This window comes from Streptomyces sp. NPDC048269, from assembly GCF_040652395.1.
Lineage (GTDB): Bacteria > Actinomycetota > Actinomycetes > Streptomycetales > Streptomycetaceae > Streptomyces.
In genome coordinates this window covers 205230-220953 of sequence record NZ_JBEZLW010000005.1, presented here as the reverse complement: position 1 = coordinate 220953, position 15724 = coordinate 205230, and the positions used below count along the sequence as shown (strand labels likewise).

Genomic DNA, 15724 nt, shown 5'->3' with positions numbered 1-15724 from the left:
CCTACTTGGCCTCGGCCTTCGCCAGCTCGGCGAGCTCCTCGTCGGACTCGCGGCCCGGGGTGGGGAGGTTCCACTTGGTGATCGCGAAGCGGAAGACGAAGTAGTAGACGACCGCGAAGCAGAGGCCGACGCCCGCCAGGCCCAGCGGGTTGTCGGCGATGCCCAGGTTCAGCAGGTAGTCGACCAGACCGGCCGAGAACCCGAAGCCGTCGCGCATGCCCAGGGCCCAGGTCAGCGCCATGGAGATACCGGTGAGGACCGCGTGGATCGCGTAGAGCATCGGGGCGATGAACATGAAGGTGAACTCGATCGGCTCGGTCACACCGGTGACGAAGGAGGTGAGCGCGAGGGAGAACATCATGCCGCCGACGACCTTGCGGCGCTCGGGGCGGGCGCAGTGGACGATCGCGAGGCAGGCCGCCGGAAGGGCGAACATCATGATCGGGAAGAAGCCGGTCATGAACTGCCCGGCGGTCGGGTCACCGGCGAGGAAGCGGCCGATGTCGCCGCTCTTGCCGTTGTACTCGCCGGCCTGGAACCACGGGAAGGAGTTGAGCAGGTGGTGCATGCCGACCGGGATCAGCGCGCGGTTGGCGACACCGAAGATGCCCGCGCCGACGGCGCCGGAACCGACCAGCCACTCACCGAAGTTGTGCAGACCCGTGCCGAGGACCGGCCAGATCAGGCCGAAGAGGATGCCGATGACCAGGCCCGCGAAGGCGGAGAGGATCGGAACCAGGCGGCGGCCGCCGAAGAAGCCCGCCCAGTCGGGCAGCTTGGTGCGGTAGAACCTCTGGTAGAGGAGCGCGACGACTATGCCCATCACGACACCGCCGAGGACCTTGGCGTCAACAGGGGCGTCCACCAGGACGACCTTGTGGTCGACGACCTTCTCGATCTGCGGCAGGCTCGAGTCCGTGAAGGTGGCCAGGACCTTCGAGAAGACCAGGTAGCCCGTGACCGCGGCGAGTGCGGTCGAACCGTCGGACTTCTTGGCGAAGCCGATCGCGATGCCGACGGCGAACAGCAGCGCCATGTTGACGATGATCGCTTCTCCGCCGGCCGCCATGTACGTGGCGATCTTGTTGACGAAGTCGGGCAGCGATGCCTTGCCGAGCATGTCGTCCTGGCCGAGGCGGATGAGCAGCGCACCGGCGGGCAGCACCGCAACGGGGAGCATGAGGCTCCGGCCGATGCGCTGCATGACGGCCATCACGCCTGCGCCCTTCTTCTTTTCCGCCGCGGGGGCGGCAGCCGTGGTCACAACTTCCTCCAGTGGGCAAGGCGCCGCCAGGGGGTGAGCCGGGGGACGGCGACGTCTCGTATAAGGGGGGAACGCGGGCGCAGACAGGCCCGCGTGGTCTACACCAATTGATGGTGTAGACCAGTTGTAACACGGTGAGGGTTAGATAAGGAACCTTCAATTTCTTGTGGTCTACACCACAGGAGGTTCGGACAAGGCCGAAGCCCTCGGATCCGAGGATCCGAGGCCACGGGCGGCAGGTCGAAGGGCCGGCGCACCGCCGGACCGAAGGGTGCGTACCGCCGGGCCGAGGGCGCGTACCGCCGGGCTGAAGCGTGCGCGTACCGCCGGGCCGGGCGGGCCTACGCCTTGACGTTCTCCTTCTGCATCTCCTCGATCTCCTCGTCCGATTCCCGCCCCGGGGTGGCCAGATCGAACTTGGTGATCGCGAACCGGAAGATAGCGTAATAGACCACCGCGAAACACAGGCCGATCGGAATGATCAGCCAGGGCTTCGTCGCCAGACCCCAGTTGATGACGTAGTCGATCAGACCGGCCGAGAAGCTGAAGCCGTCGTGCACGCCCAAGGCCCAGGTCACCGCCATCGACACACCCGTCAGCAGCGCGTGGACCGCGTAGAGGAGGGGAGCGACGAAGAGGAACGAATACTCGATCGGCTCGGTGATGCCGGTGACGAAGGACGTCAGGCCGACCGACAGCATCAGCCCGCCGACCTCCTTGCGCCGCAGCGGCTTCGCGCAGTGCGTGATCGCCAGCGCAGCCGCGGGCAGCGCGAACATCATGATCGGGAAGAAGCCGGACAGGAACTGCCCCGCCTCCGGGTCGCCCGCCAGGAACATGTTGATGTCACCGTGCTTCACCTGGCCCGCCGGCGTCGTGAAGCTGCCGAACTGGAACCACACCGGCACGTTCAGGAACTGGTGCAGACCGATCACCAGCAGCGCACGGTTCGCGACGCCGAAGATGCCCGCCCCCCACGAGCCCAGGCCCACCAGCCAGTCGGAGAAGCTCTCGAGCGCGTCACCGACCGGCGGCCAGATCCACAGGCACAGCACGGCGAACGCGATCGCGACGAAGGACATGATGATCGGGACGAGCCGGCGGCCGTTGAAGAAGCCGAGCCAGTCGACCAGCTTCACCCGGTGGTAGCGCTGCCAGAACCAGGCAGCCAGCAAGCCCATGATGATGCCGCCGAAAACCCCCGGATTCTGGTACGTGTACTCGACGAACGTGTCGTTCGGCCCCAGACAGCCGCCCCCGATGTCCCGTGTGCCCCGGGGGCACGTCTTGGCGAAGGCGTGCAGTACGCCGCGGTAGACGAGGAAGCCCGCCACCGCGGCCAGCGCGGTCGAGCCGTCCGCCTTCTTGGCCATGCCGATCGCGACGCCGATGCAGAACAGCAGCGGCAGCCCGAGGTCCGCGTCCAGCAGCGCCCCGCCCGCGCCCGCCATGACCTTGGCGACGTCCGTCCAGTTCAGGCCGTCCTTGCCGAAGACGTCCGGCTGGCCCAGGCGGTTCAGGATGCCCGCGGCGGGCAGCACGGCGATCGGCAGCTGAAGGCTCCGCCCCATCTTCTGCATCTGCTGGAACAAACCGTTCCACCACTGCGGCTGCGGCGCCGCCTTGGCGCTGCTCGCGCTGCCGCTCGCACTGCTGCTCGCGCTCATCGGCGTCCTCCCTGACCGGCCCGTTTTTGGCAGTTGCGGCATGTGCTGCACACTGGTGTAGACCAGTCGTGGGCAGGTTGCTGCTGATCGTCATCATTCGGCAGCCGGCAACCATATGCCCGCATAGATGGGCCAACCGTGGGTTACCGTGACAAAGCGGATCACACAGGTGGGTATCCGGATACCTGGCCGCCGAGACTCGTTCTTCGTAACACTCAGGGAGAAACACATGGCCACCAAGGCTGAGAAGATCGTCGCCGGGCTCGGCGGTATCGACAACATCGACGAGGTCGAGGGCTGCATCACCCGCCTGCGCACCGAGGTCCACAACCCGGACCTCGTCGACGAGGCCGCCCTGAAGGCCGCCGGCGCCCACGGCGTCGTCAAGATGGGCACCGCGATCCAGGTCGTCATCGGCACCGACGCCGACCCGATCGCCGGCGAGATCGAAGACATGATGTGAGCTGAGCCCCCACGGCTCGCCCGCCCTACGACACGAGCCCGTAAGACCCCGTTCCGGATACACCCGGACGGGGTCTTCGCGTTCGGCCACAGGGACTAGGCTCGGAGCCATGTCTCGCATCGACGGCCGTACGCCCGAACAGCTCCGCCCGGTCACCATCGAACGCGGATGGAGCAAGCACGCCGAGGGCTCCGTCCTCATCTCCTTCGGAGACACCAAGGTCTTCTGCACCGCCTCCTTCACCGAAGGCGTCCCGCGCTGGCGCAAGGGCAGCGGCGAAGGCTGGGTCACCTCCGAGTACTCGATGCTGCCCCGCTCCACCAACACCCGCGGCGACCGCGAATCCGTACGCGGCAAGATCGGCGGCCGCACCCACGAGATCTCCCGCCTCATCGGACGCTCGCTGCGCGCCGTCATCGACTACAAGGCCCTCGGCGAGAACACCATCGTCCTGGACTGCGACGTCCTCCAGGCCGACGGCGGCACCCGCACCGCCGCGATCACCGGTGCCTACGTCGCCCTCGCCGACGCCGTCGCCTGGGGCCAGCAGAAGAAGCTCATCAAGGCCGGCCGCAAGCCGCTCACCGGCACCGTCGCCGCCGTCAGCGTCGGCATCGTCGACGGCGTCCCGCTCCTCGACCTCTGCTACGAGGAGGACGTGCGGGCCGAGACGGACATGAACGTGGTCTGCACCGGCGACGGCCGCTTCGTAGAGGTCCAGGGCACCGCCGAGGGCGAGCCCTTCGACCGCAAGGAACTCAACGCCCTCCTCGACCTCGCCGCCGGCGGCTGCGCGGACCTGGAAGCCATCCAGCTGGGCGCGCTGGAGCTCTGAGCGGCAACCGCGGCGCGCGGATTCGCGTCTGCCCTGGTACGGGCGCACGGTGTCAAAGCCGTGCGCCCGTCCACGTATCCGATTCCCTGGGGGACCCGAAGATGAAGACGACGAAGCCGAAGCACCGCATCGCCGCCATAGTCGTGGCGGCCGCGCTGACCGTCCCCGCCCTCACGGCCTGCGACGCGATCTCCACAGCAATGGACTGCGCGAACACCGCGGTGGCCATCACGGACGGCGCGAACGACCTCCAGCAGGCGGTCTCCCAGGCGGGCAACAGCCCGCAGGACGCCCAGAACGCGCTCAACCAGATCGAGACGAACCTCAAGAAGATCGGCGACCAGACGGACAACGCCGACCTGGGCAAGGCCATCGACTCGATGAACACGGCGGTCAAGAACGTCCGCACCGCCATCCAGAACGGCGACGCCACCCCGGACATCCAGCCGGTCGCGGACGCGGCGAGCGAGATCTCCAAGGTCTGCACGCCGGGCTGACGTGGCGGCGGGCTCGGCGACTTTGGCGTCGGCGGGGCCGGAAACAATGGCCGGCCTCGGGGCCTTGGAGCCTCGAGGGCCTCGGGGGCCCCGGCGGGCCGGAAATAATGGCGGACATGACTTCCACGCCCAGCCGCCTGATCCTGGCCACCCGCAACGCGGGCAAGATCGCTGAACTGCACGCCATCCTGTCCGACGCCGGCCTGCCGCACGAGCTGGTCGGCGCGGACGCGTACCCCGAGATCCCGGACGTCAAGGAAACCGGCGTCACCTTCGCCGAGAACGCCCTCCTCAAGGCCCACGCCCTGGCCCAGGCCACCGGCCTCCCGGCGGTCGCCGACGACTCCGGCCTGTGCGTGGACGTCCTCAACGGCGCCCCCGGCATCTTCTCGGCCCGCTGGTCCGGCGCCCACGGCGACGACAAGGCGAACCTGGATCTTCTCCTCGCCCAGCTGTCGGACATCTCCGACGAGCACCGGGGCGCCCACTTCTTCTGCGCGGCGGCCCTGGCCCTCCCCGACGGCACCGAACGCGTCGTCGAGGGCCGCCTCCTGGGCACCCTGCGCCACACCCCGTCGGGCACGGGCGGCTTCGGCTACGACCCGATCCTCCAGCCCCTGGGCGAGTCCCGCACCTGCGCGGAGCTCACCCCGGCGGAGAAGAACGCCATCTCCCACCGGGGCCAGGCCTTCCGCGCCCTGGTCCCGGTGGTCCGGGAACTGCTGGGCTGAGCCCGGTACGCCGAAGGCCCCGGTTCACCGTGCTGCTGAACCGGGGCCTCGCTTCGAGTGCGGCCGGAGGGACTCGAACCCTCAAGGGATTACTCCCACAACTACCTAAAAGTTGCGCGTAGGCCAATTCCGCCACGACCGCCTAAATCGCCCCAATTTGGACACCGGGTTGATTTGGTTGCGGTCAGTCTAAGGCCGTCCAGGTCTGCATTGCGACTGACTCGCGTCGACGGTTTCCGCACCACGTGTCAGTCAGCGCATGGCAATTGGGGCACAGGAGGCGGAGGTTCTCCTGCCGGTCGTCGCTCCAGTCACCGTTGATGTGGTCGACCTCCAGCGTCATGGGACGCCCGTGCCACTGGGGCGGCGTCCCGCATCTGTCGCAGCACTCCGGGACGCCGATCTCGCGCAGGGCGCGTCGGAGCAGGTTCGTGCGGGTGCGCCGCTTTCCCTCGTGCTTGACGAGGATCTCTTCGGCGGGCTTCACGGGCGTAGTGCCGGGCTTGCCCCTCTGATGGGCCTGTCCCAGGAAATGTGCGGTCGAAAACCCCTCTTCCTGTATCCACTGGTGCAGCTTCCCGCGTTGGGTGCTGTTGTCCGGCAGGCCGAGCTGCCGCAGGGTCTCTGCCAGCGAGAGGGACGCCGCGATCGCGTCGCGCAGCTCGGCACTGTTCGGGCGCGATGCCCTCGTGTAGCTTCGTCGGCTCCGTTTGAAATGCGAGACGTCGATCCCGTACTCGGCGAACCGCCGCATCAGGTAGCGATTCAGGTAGGGGTACGGCGTCGTGCCGAAGAAGGCGATGACCTCGTCGACCGATGCGCAGCGCGCTGCGGCCTCGGTCAGCAGATCGCGGGTGTAGCGAATTCCGCTGTTCACGCGGCCTTCGCCCGGCGCCGCTTGCCGCGTCCGCGGTACGTGTCGGTCGTGGAGTGGCAGTTGGGGCACAGGAGGCGGAGATTGTCCGCCTGGTTGTTGCGCCAATCACCGTCGATGTGGTCGACCTCCAGGGGGAGTGGCTCCCCTTGCCAGATCGATTCGATCCCGCACATCTGGCAGTGCTCGGCGACGCCGAGTGTGGCGAGTGCGCTCTTGAGCTGCTCGCTCTGCCGGCGCCGAGCATGGGAATCGGTCTGTCTGATGAGGATCGACTCCGGGGTCCGCCGGGTCTGGGGTCGGCCCGCAGGCGAGGGCAGCCTGAAGTGAGAGGTGTCGATGCCGTATGCCTTCACGCGGCGGCTGATGTGTGTGTGGTGACCGCCCACGACCTCAAGGCCGAGGCGCCTCAGGACCTCGCACATGGTGGTCGACGCAGCGACGGCCTCCGCCAGGATCTCTCTCGTCCACTTCGCTCCCTCCGCCTGGAAGTGCGACGTGTCCACCCCCAGCTTGCGCATGCGGTGGTGCAAGTAGCGCCGCGAGGCACCCTTGGGGTCCACCCCCAACTTCCGCAGCGCCTCGGACAGCGTCCGTGAGCCCTCCGCCGCCTCCGCCAGGCGGTCCCTCGTGTACGGACTGATCGGCATCCGCGTCCCCCTTCGTTGTCCCGGCCACGCGTGCGGGCCTCGTACGGAGTAACGGACCGATAGTCGGACGGTTACGGCTGATTTCGTCCGATAAACCGAGCGGCCCGCACCGGTTGGGTGCGGGCCGCTACGTTCGGGGGAGGGCGGGTCAGATGCCCAGGTCCTTGATGATCTTGGCTACGTGGCCCGTGGCCTTGACGTTGTAGAAGGCGTGCTCGACCTTGCCCTCCTCGTCCACGATCACCGTCGAGCGGATGACCCCCGTCACCGTCTTGCCGTAGAGCTTCTTCTCGCCGTACGCGCCGTACGCGGTCAGGGTCTCCTTCTCCGGGTCGCTGACGAGCGTGACCTTCAGGTGCTCCTTCTCGCGGAACTTCGCGAGCTTTTCCGACTTGTCCGGGGACACGCCGATGACGTCGTAGCCGGCCGTCGCCAGCACGTCCAGGTTGTCCGTGAAATCGCAGGCCTGCTTGGTGCAGCCCGGCGTCATCGCGGTCGGGTAGAAGTAGACGATCACCTTGCGGCCCTTGTGGCCGGCCAGCGAGACCTCGTTGCCGTCCGCGTCGGGCAGGGTGAAGGCGGGGGCGGGGTCGCCCGGCTGAAGTCGCTCGCTCATGTCGGCAGTCTCCTCAAGAGGGGATCGGTATGGCACGAGACTAAGCTGCTGACAGACTGTTCATGGCGGACTACGCCCCCACAGACGAAACGACGACGGAGGCAGCGCGGTGCCGGAAGCCAGGACCCCCGCACAGATCGAGGCGGACATCGTCCGCCGCCGGGAGCAGCTCGCCGAGACGCTCGACGAGATCGGCGTGCGCCTGCACCCGAAGACGATCATCGGGGACGCGAAGGCCAGGGTCGCCTCGACGGTCGACCACACCGTCGGGCGGGCCTTCGTCGCCGTGAACCGCCTCGTGACGGACGTGAAGAGCGGCCTGCGCCACGAGGACGGGGCCCCGCGCATCGAGCGGCTCGTGCCCGTCGCGCTGGTCGCGGCGGGTGTCGTGGGGCTGCTGGCGTTCTCGGTGCGGCGCAAGCGCTGATGACCCTGCGGAGCGCGGCGCCGACGCGGGCGGGTAGGTTCGGAGGGTGAGCGAGAACACCACCCACGACAAGCTGCCCATCCGCATGCTCCACGACCGCGTGCTCGTGAAGTCCGACCTGCCGGAGGGCGAGCGCCGCTCCGGCGGCGGCATCCTCATCCCGGCGACGGCCGCGGTGGGCAAGCGGCTGGCCTGGGCGGAAGTGGTCGCGGTCGGGCAGAACGTACGGAGCGTCGAGCCCGGCGACCGGGTGCTGTACGACCCCGAGGACCGGGCCGAGGTCGAGGTGCGGGGTGCGACGTACGTGCTCATGCGCGAGCGGGACCTGCACGCCGTGGCCGCCGAGCGCCTGGAGGGGGCGAAGGACTCCACCGGTCTGTACCTCTGACCTTCGCATCCGATCCGGAGCACGGGAGCAGGGGCTGGTGGCCGAGGCCACCAGCCCCTTTCGCCTTCCTTTGCTACGGTTGAGGAGAACCCGACGAGACGCGCCGTACCGGGTACGACAAGACGACGCACCCCGTACCGCTCGATGTCTCGGAGGTGCCGTCATGGCCTGGGTTCTGCTGCTCGTCGCCGGTCTGCTCGAAGTCGGCTGGTCGGTCGGCATGAAATTCACCGAGGGCTTCACCCGGCTGTGGCCCAGTGTGTTCACGGGCGCCGGGATCGTCGCCAGCATGGTGCTGCTCTCCTACGCCGCCAAGTCCCTGCCCATCGGTACGGCGTACGGGGTGTGGGTGGGCATCGGCGCCGCCGGGGCGGCCGTGCTCGGTATGGCGGTGCTGGGCGAGCCCGTCACCGCCGCCCGGATCTTCTTCATTTCCCTGCTGCTGGTCGCGGTGGTGGGGCTCAAGGCGACGTCCGGTCACTGAGCCGGGGTCCCCGGGCCCCCGGCCCCGGGTCATTCCAGGAACGCCGACGGCGGGCGCGCGCCTTCGGGCGTGCGGCCGCCGTCCGTGCCCCGGCCGCCCGTCGTGCCCGTCGCGCCCGTCGTGCCCGTCGCGCCCGTGGTGCCCGTCGTACCCGCGGTGGTGCCGCGCTGGTCACCCTGTGTGGTGCCGCCGTTGGTCTGCCCGCCCTGGGTCTGCCCGCCCTGCGTGCGGCCTCCATTGTCCTGGCCTCCGTTGTCCTGGCCTCCCTGGTTCTGGCCTCCGTTGTCCTGGCCTCCGTTGTCCTGGCCTCTCTGGTCCTGCCCGCCGTTGTCCCGGCCCCCGTTGTCCTGCCCGCCCGTCGGCGGAGTGGGCCGTACGGGCCGGGTCGGCCGCACCCATGGGGGCTGCGTCGCCTCGCCCGGCGACTCCTCGGGCCGGCCCGTCTGGGCCGGCGGCGGGGGCGGCGGCTCGGCCGCGCCCGGCTGGAGTTCCAGGTCGAAGTCGACGGGGTCGCTGCCCTCCAGCGCCGTCTTCGTGTACCCGGCCCAGATCCGGGCCGGGTAGCCGCCGCCGCCGTTGCGGGGCTCCCCGAGGGCGCCGTACAGCGACTCCAGTGCGCCGGTGTCCGGGTCCTGCCCCATCATCGAGATCACCGTGACCAGGCCCGGGGTGTAGGCGGCGAACCAGGCCGAGCGGTCCAGTTCGCCGGTCCCGGTCTTGCCCGCGGCGGGGTGGCCGGCGGCGAGCGCAGCCGTGCCGGTGCCGTTGTCGACGACGCTGACCAGCATGGACGTGGTGGTGTCGGCGGCCTCGCGGCTGACGGCCTGGGTGGGCGTGCGCTCGGGCAGGCCGATCGTGTCGTCGCCCTTGGTGATCTTTTCGAGGAAGGTGTACGGGGTCCGGCGGCCGTGGTCCGCGAGGGTCGCGTACGCCTGCGTCATGTCCAGGACGCTGGCCTGCATGGTGCCGAGCGCCATGGCGGGGACGGGCGGGAAGTTCGGGGTGTCTTCGGGGATGCCGAGGGCGATGGCGGTCTCCTTGACCTTCACGGTGCCGACGTCGACCGCCATCTGTGCGTAGACGGCGTTGACGGAGAGGTCGGTGGCGGTGTTGACGGTGATGTTCCCGTACGACACCTGGCCCTCGTTCTCGGGAGCGAAGCGGATCCGGCCGCCGACTACGGGGCGCTTGTTGTCGCCGTTGTAGAGGGTGTTCGGGGTGATGCGGCGGCCGTCCTGGGTGCGGGAGTCGTTCTCGACGGCGGCCGCGAAGACGAACGGTTTGAAGGTGGAGGCGACCTGGTAGTCGTGCCGGGTCGCGTTGTTCACGTACTGCTTGGTGTAGTCGATGCCGCCGTACATGGCGACGACCTTGCCGGTGGCCGGGTCGATGGAGACCCCGCCGGCCCGGACCACCCGGTCCGCCTTGCGCTTCTGCGGGTCGAGTTTGCTGACCATCTGGTCGTCGACGGCTTCGACGATGGCGTTCTGGCGGCGTCTGTCGATGGTGGTGGTGATGCGGTAGCCGCCCTTGGCGAGGGTTTTGTCGTCGAGGATCTTGCGGTCGACGATGTAGTCCTTGATGGCCTCCACCAGGTACCCGCGCTGTCCGGACAGTCCGGCGGCGGCGCGGACCTTGCCCGGTTCGGGGAACCGCGTCGTCGTGCGTTCGGCGGCGGGCAGCCAGTTCTTCTTGACCATGCCGTCGAGTACGTAGTTCCAGCGGGCGAGTGCGCGGGGGCGGCCCTGGGGATGCGAGACGACGTCGAAGGCGCTGGGGGAGTTGAGGAGGGTGGCGAGGTACGCGCCTTCGGCGGTGGTGAGGCCGGCGACGTCCTTGCCGTAGTAGGCCTGGGCGGCGGCCTGGATGCCGTAGGCGTTGCGGCCGAAGTAACTGGTGTTCAGATACCCCTCCAGGATGTAGTCCTTCGACTTCTCGCGACCGAGTTTGATCGCGATGAAGAACTCCTTGACCTTCCGGTTGATCGTCTGTTCCTGGCCCAGGTAGTAGTTCTTGACGTACTGCTGGGTGATGGTCGAACCGGACTGGGTGCCCTTGCCGGTCGCGGTGTTCCAGGCGGCGCGGACCATCGCCTTGGGGTCCACCGCCCGTTCGGAGTAGAAGTCCCGGTCTTCGGCGGCCAGTACGGCCTCCTGGACGGTCCGGGGGATCTGGGAGAGCGGGACGTTGACGCGGTTGACCTCGCCGTCGCGGGCGAGCTGGGAGCCGTCGGAGTAGAGGTAGAGGTTCGACTGCGCGGTCGCGGCGGAGTTGGCCGGCGGGATGTCCACCAGCAGGTAGCCGGCGATGAGGGCGCCGCTCAGAAGCAGGGCGAGGAGCAGGACGGCGCCCAGCACCATGCGCCAGGTGGGGAGGGCGCGGCGCCAGCCGGTCCGCTCCCGGCGGGCCGTACTTCCTGGTCTCTGCGGCCGTGTTGGGAGTCCCTCGGGCGGCGTGTCCGGGTCGCGAGGGGTCCAGCCCGGGGGTGGTGACTGGTCGCTCATCTCCAGGACTCCTCGACGCCGTGCGAAATATCCACTTCTGTACCTCATGGTGTCTACCCGATGACCGGTGATTACGCGCCGGACGGGGGTAAATCGGTCGCGTGGCTCGCCCCTCCGCACTAAGCTCGCGCGCTTTGGCCGACGTAGGAACGACGTGGGAAACGGAGGGATACGGTGCGTCAGACAGAGCGTGGGACAACGCTCGGGGCGGCGCGTGGGACGGGGCGCCGGAGAGTGCGGCTCTACCTCGCGGTCGCGGCAGGCGGATTCCGTCGCTACGCCACCTACGGGACGGCGACGGCGGCCGGTGTGTTCACCAACACCGTGTTCGGATTCATCGTCGCGTACACGTACATCGCGCTGTGGGACGAACGGCCCGGACTCGGCGGCTACGACCAGGCACAGGCCCTGACCTTCGTATGGGTGAGCCAGTCGATGCTCGCCGCCGGGGCGTTGATCGGGGGCGGTTTCCAGGAGGAACTCCAGGAGCGTGTCCGTACGGGGGACATCGCCGTCGACCTGTACCGGCCGGCGGACCTGCAGATGTGGTGGCTCGCGGCCGACCTGGGGCGGGCCGCCTTCCAGTTGGTGGGGCGGGGGGTGGTCCCGCTGGCGGTGGGGGCGCTGGCGTTCCGGCTGGCGCTGCCCGCCGATCCGCTGCGCTGGCTGCTGTTCCTTGTCTCCGTGCTGCTCGCGCTGACGGTGAGTTTCGCGGTGCGCTACCTGCTGGGGCTGGCGGCGTTCTGGCTGATGGACGGGTCCGGGATCAACATGATGGCGACCGTCGTCACCGTCTTCTTCTCCGGGATGCTGCTGCCGCTGACCGTTTTCCCGGGCGGTTTCGGCGAGTTCGTGCAGGCGCTGCCGTGGGCGGCGATGCTCCAGGTTCCGATGGACGTGCTGCTGGGCAGGCACGCGGGGTCCGGGAGCGCGGCGGGGGCGTTGGGGTTCCAGGCCGGGTGGGCGTTCGTACTGCTGGGCGCGGGGCGGCTGTTGCAGTCGGCCGCGACGCGGAAGGTGGTGGTCCAGGGTGGCTGAGGCGGTGCTGGAGCGGGAGTTCGCCGCCGTGGTGGTGCCCCGGCGCGGGCGGGTGCGGGAGGGGCTGCGCGGCTACGGGCTGATCGTGGCGATGTGGATCCGCGCGACGATGACGTACCGGACGTCCTTCGTCCTGTCGCTCGTCGGCAACGCGGCGATCACTCTCCTCGACTTCGTCGCGATCTACATCATGTTCTCCCACGTGGATGTCCTCGGTGGCTTCACGCTGCCCGAGATCGCCCTGCTCTACGGGTCCTGCTCGGCCTCCCTGGGCCTGGCGGACCTGCTGCTGGGCAACACCGACCGGATCGGCGTGCGGATCCGCGACGGTTCGCTGGACACCATGCTGGTGCGCCCCGTTCCGGTGCTGGCGCAGGTCGCGGCGGACCGGTTCGCGCTGCGCCGGCTGGGGCGCGTCGGGCAGGGGGTGGGGGTGCTGGCCTGGGCGGTGTGGGCGTTGGGTCCGCAGGTCGAGTGGACTCCGGGCAAGGTGCTGCTGGTGCCCGTGATGGTGGCGGCCGGGGCGGCGATCTTCGGGGCGGTGATGGTCGCCGGGGCGGCGTTCCAGTTCGTCGCCGGGGACGCGGCGGAGGTGCAGAACTCCTTCACGTACGGCGGCTGCACGATGCTGCAGTACCCGCCCACGGTCTTCGCGAAGGACCTGCTGCGCGGGGTGACCTTCGTCATTCCGCTGGCCTTCGTCAACTGGCTGCCCGCACTGCACGTGTTGGGGCGGCCCGATCCGCTGGGGCTGCCGGGGTGGGCGGCGTACCTGAGCCCGCTGGTGGCCTTCGCCGTGTTCCTGCCCGCGTCGCTGGCGTGGCGCGCGGGAGTCCGTTCGTACCGAAGCACGGGGAGCTAGCCGTGGCCGTGGTGGATGCGCTGATCTCGCTGGACGGGGTCGAGAAGGTGTTTGACGTACGGCGCCGGGTGGGGCTGATGCGTCGGGAGAAACGCCAGGTCAGGGCGGTGGACGGGATCAGCTTCGAGGTGGCGCGGGGCGAGGTGGTCGGTTACATCGGGCCCAATGGTGCCGGGAAGTCGACCACGATCAAGATGCTGACCGGGATCCTGACGCCGAGCGGCGGCCGGCTGCGGGTCGCGGGCATCGACCCGGCGCGGGAGCGGATGCGGCTCGCGCACCGGATCGGGGTGGTGTTCGGGCAGCGCACCACGCTGTGGTGGGACCTGCCGCTGAAGGACTCGTACGGGCTGATGCGGCGGATGTACCGGATCCCGCGGGCGCGGTTCGAGGAGAACATGGAGCGCTGCGTGGACCGGCTGGACCTGGCCGAGCTGCTCGACGTACCGGTGCGGCAGCTGTCGCTGGGGCAGCGGATGCGCGGGGACATCGCGGCGGCGCTGCTGCACGATCCGGACGTGCTGTACCTGGACGAGCCGACGATCGGGCTGGACGTGGTGAGCAAGGCGAAGGTACGGGGCTTCCTGCGGCAGCTGAACGCGGAGCTCGGCACGACGGTGCTGCTGACCACGCACGACCTCCAGGACATCGAGCAGCTGTGCGAGCGGGTGATGGTGATCGACCACGGGCGGCTGATGTATGACGGGTCGCTGGGCGGTCTGCACGCGGCCGGCTCGGTGGGGGAGAGCGAGCGGACGCTGGTGGTGGACCTGGAGCGGGAGCTGGCGCCGATCGAGCTGGCGGGCGCGCGGGTGGTGAGGGTGGACGGGCCGCGGCAGTGGCTGGCGTTCCCGGCGGGGGCTTCGGCGGCGCCACTGGTGGCGGAGGTGGCGGCGCGGTACCCGCTGGTGGACCTGTCGGTGCGGGAACCGGACATCGAGGACGTGATCGCGCGGATGTACGCGGGGCGGGGGTGAGGGCGGGAGCCGGGGTGGGTTCGGGGCGGGCCCAGGGCGGTTTAGGAAGTGGAGTCGGGGCGGGTTCGGGGCGACGCGGTTCCGGAGTGGGCTCGGGGCGGGTTCGGGGCGGGTTCGGGGCGGGATAAATCAGGGGCAACCCGGAGTCGGACAGGGGTTCAGGCCGTACAACTCCCGGTGTTCCCTGCATAGTCTGGTCCGCATGAGTGACGAGCGGCCGGAGAAGCCGTTGCCGGAGTTGAGGGCGTCGGATGCCGACCGGGACCGGGTGGTGGAGCGTCTGCGGGACGCCGTCGCCGAGGGCCGGCTCGACATGGAGGAGTTCGAGGAGCGGCTGGAGGCGGCGTACAAGTCCCGGACGTACGCGGAACTGGAGCCGCTGACACGGGACCTGCCGGTGGCGGGGGGCGCGGCGCCGCTGTCGGCGCCCGTGGCTTCCGGTTCGTCCTGGCCGGGGCGGATCGGCGGGTCGGCGACGTCCGCGACGGCGGTCGCGGTCATGTCGGGGTTCCAGCGCAAGGGCCCGTGGACGGTGCCCGCCCGCTTCGACGCGGTGGCGTTCTGGGGCGGAGGCGAGCTGGACCTGCGCGAGGCGAACTTCGCGCAGCGCGAGGTGGTGATCAACTGCGTCGCGATCATGGGAGGTATCCAAATCACGGTCCCGCCGGGCGTGGAGGTCGACGTACGGGGCATCGGCGTCATGGGCGCCTTCGACCAGCGCGTCGCCAGCGGCCCGACGCAGCCGGGCGCCCCCCGCGTGACCGTCACGGGCTTCGCCTTCTGGGGCGGTGTGGAGATCAAGGTCAAACCTCCCAAGTCGCCGAAGCTGCGCAAGCAGCTGTAGCGGGATGGCCGGGAGCCTGGCTGCCTTCGCGCGGGCCGAGCGCGGCTCGGGCGCGGGGGTGGCCGGGGGTGGTCGGGGGCCTGGACGAGCGTGGCTCGACCCGCGGGGCGGGGGGCCTGGACGGAGCGTGGCTCGACCCGCGGGGCGGGGGGCTGGGACCGGGCAGACCACGCCGGCCGCGGCCGGAGGGCTGGGCCCAGGTACGGCGTGGGCGGCGGCTGGGGGAGTCGGGGCCTCGGGTGGCTTCGCCCCTTCGGGTCTGCGGCCGTACGGGGGTGGCCTGGGGTCGGGGGACCCGGGGCCTGCGGTGGCTCGGGCTGCGTTCGTCCTGCGGGTATACGGGCCTGGCCTGGGGGCGGTTCGACGTCGGGTGTGGTTGAGCCGGGTGGTGTGGCGGGTGGCGGCCCTCGGTATGTCGGCCTGCGGCCGTTCTGCCTGGCTACACGTCGCGGGGGCTGGGTTTCCGGGCCAGCCCGGGCATGTCGGCCCGCGGCCCGGCTGCAACGGGCCATGGCCACCGGGCCAGAGCCGCCCGGGCCAGACCCGCCCGGGCCCCGGCGCGGGCGCGGGCGCGGTGCCGGCCGCCGGGGTCGGCGAGGCCGC

The 15724-nt window shown here is 69.8% G+C and carries 16 protein-coding genes, 1 tRNA gene, 1 pseudogene and 1 riboswitch; of the genes and pseudogenes, 11 read left to right on the top strand and 7 right to left on the bottom strand.

From position 1 onward, the window contains the following. Position 1: 1 nt before the first annotated feature. Both AB0D48_RS08175 and AB0D48_RS08170 read right to left on the bottom strand, forming a co-directional pair. Positions 2–1213, bottom strand: coding sequence for a PTS transporter subunit EIIC (locus tag AB0D48_RS08175; RefSeq protein ID WP_362392322.1), 1212 nt, complete (start codon positions 1211–1213; stop codon positions 2–4). Positions 1214–1605: 392 nt separating this feature from the next. Beyond that, positions 1606–2844 carry a PTS transporter subunit EIIC gene (locus AB0D48_RS08170; RefSeq protein ID WP_362392319.1) on the bottom strand — a complete coding sequence of 413 codons (1239 nt, stop codon included), beginning with the start codon at positions 2842–2844 and terminating at the stop codon, positions 1606–1608. Positions 2845–3058: 214 nt separating this feature from the next. On the opposite strand from AB0D48_RS08170, the gene AB0D48_RS08165 reads away from it, so the two are divergent. The 4 genes from AB0D48_RS08165 to rdgB all read left to right on the top strand — a co-directional run bounded on the left by AB0D48_RS08165 (position 3059) and on the right by rdgB (position 5457). Beyond that, positions 3059–3394 (top strand): PTS glucose/sucrose transporter subunit IIB, encoded by a 336-nt coding sequence (locus tag AB0D48_RS08165; RefSeq protein WP_362392053.1) that lies wholly within the window; start codon positions 3059–3061, stop codon positions 3392–3394. Between the two features lie 109 nt (positions 3395–3503). After that, positions 3504–4229 (top strand): ribonuclease PH, encoded by a 726-nt coding sequence (rph, locus tag AB0D48_RS08160; RefSeq protein ID WP_030717976.1) that lies wholly within the window; start codon positions 3504–3506, stop codon positions 4227–4229. Between the two features lie 101 nt (positions 4230–4330). Continuing rightward, positions 4331–4726, top strand: coding sequence for a hypothetical protein (locus tag AB0D48_RS08155; protein WP_362392051.1), 396 nt, complete (start codon positions 4331–4333; stop codon positions 4724–4726). Positions 4727–4842: 116 nt separating this feature from the next. Beyond that, positions 4843–5457, top strand: a complete 615-nt coding sequence (gene rdgB, locus AB0D48_RS08150) for an RdgB/HAM1 family non-canonical purine NTP pyrophosphatase (RefSeq protein ID WP_362392049.1) — start codon at positions 4843–4845, stop codon at positions 5455–5457. A 58-nt stretch (positions 5458–5515) separates the two neighbouring features. On the opposite strand, the gene AB0D48_RS08145 is transcribed toward rdgB, so the two are convergent. The 4 genes from AB0D48_RS08145 to bcp form a co-directional block, all read right to left on the bottom strand. Then, positions 5516–5599: transfer RNA gene (locus AB0D48_RS08145), tRNA-Leu, on the bottom strand. 42 nt (positions 5600–5641) lie between these two features. Then, positions 5642–6334 carry an HNH endonuclease gene (locus tag AB0D48_RS08140; RefSeq protein ID WP_362392047.1) on the bottom strand — a complete coding sequence of 231 codons (693 nt, stop codon included), beginning with the start codon at positions 6332–6334 and terminating at the stop codon, positions 5642–5644. Beyond that, complete coding sequence (locus AB0D48_RS08135; RefSeq protein WP_362392045.1) at positions 6331–6981, bottom strand: HNH endonuclease signature motif containing protein; 651 nt, start codon at positions 6979–6981, stop codon at positions 6331–6333. The genes AB0D48_RS08140 and AB0D48_RS08135 overlap by 4 nt, the downstream gene beginning before the upstream one ends. A 148-nt stretch (positions 6982–7129) precedes the next feature. Continuing rightward, a complete protein-coding gene (gene bcp / locus AB0D48_RS08130) occupies positions 7130–7597 on the bottom strand; it encodes a thioredoxin-dependent thiol peroxidase (RefSeq protein WP_362392043.1) in 468 nt (155 codons plus the stop codon). Positions 7598–7706: 109 nt separating this feature from the next. On the opposite strand from bcp, the gene AB0D48_RS08125 reads away from it, so the two are divergent. The 3 genes from AB0D48_RS08125 (at position 7707) to AB0D48_RS08115 (ending at position 8896) form a co-directional block, all read left to right on the top strand. Beyond that, positions 7707–8024, top strand: a complete 318-nt coding sequence (locus AB0D48_RS08125) for a DUF3618 domain-containing protein (RefSeq protein WP_362392041.1) — start codon at positions 7707–7709, stop codon at positions 8022–8024. A gap of 46 nt (positions 8025–8070) precedes the next feature. Continuing rightward, positions 8071–8412, top strand: coding sequence for a co-chaperone GroES (locus AB0D48_RS08120; RefSeq protein WP_359942254.1), 342 nt, complete (start codon positions 8071–8073; stop codon positions 8410–8412). 60 nt (positions 8413–8472) lie between these two features. After that, a riboswitch (guanidine-III (ykkC-III) riboswitch) is annotated at positions 8473–8544 on the top strand. 31 nt (positions 8545–8575) lie between these two features. Continuing rightward, positions 8576–8896, top strand: a complete 321-nt coding sequence (locus tag AB0D48_RS08115; RefSeq protein WP_362392038.1) for a multidrug efflux SMR transporter — start codon at positions 8576–8578, stop codon at positions 8894–8896. A 29-nt stretch (positions 8897–8925) separates the two neighbouring features. On the opposite strand, the gene AB0D48_RS08110 is transcribed toward AB0D48_RS08115, so the two are convergent. After that, positions 8926–11400: a transglycosylase domain-containing protein gene (locus AB0D48_RS08110; protein ID WP_362392036.1), complete on the bottom strand. Its 2475-nt coding sequence runs from the start codon at positions 11398–11400 to the stop codon at positions 8926–8928. 234 nt (positions 11401–11634) lie between these two features. Here AB0D48_RS08110 and AB0D48_RS08105 point away from each other — a divergent pair, with 234 nt between their 5' ends. The 4 genes and pseudogenes from AB0D48_RS08105 to AB0D48_RS08090 form a co-directional block, all read left to right on the top strand. Then, on the top strand, positions 11635–12438 hold the full coding sequence (locus tag AB0D48_RS08105) for an ABC-2 family transporter protein (RefSeq protein ID WP_362392034.1): 804 nt from the start codon (positions 11635–11637) through the stop codon (positions 12436–12438). Between the two features lie 91 nt (positions 12439–12529). Further along, positions 12530–13300, top strand: coding sequence for an ABC transporter permease (locus AB0D48_RS08100; protein ID WP_362392316.1), 771 nt, complete (start codon positions 12530–12532; stop codon positions 13298–13300). Positions 13301–13311: 11 nt separating this feature from the next. Beyond that, complete coding sequence (locus AB0D48_RS08095) at positions 13312–14277, top strand: ATP-binding cassette domain-containing protein (RefSeq protein ID WP_362392314.1); 966 nt, start codon at positions 13312–13314, stop codon at positions 14275–14277. A gap of 202 nt (positions 14278–14479) precedes the next feature. Beyond that, positions 14480–15109: pseudogene (locus AB0D48_RS08090) on the top strand (DUF1707 domain-containing protein); the annotation flags it as partial. Between the last annotated feature and the right edge of the window lie 615 nt (positions 15110–15724).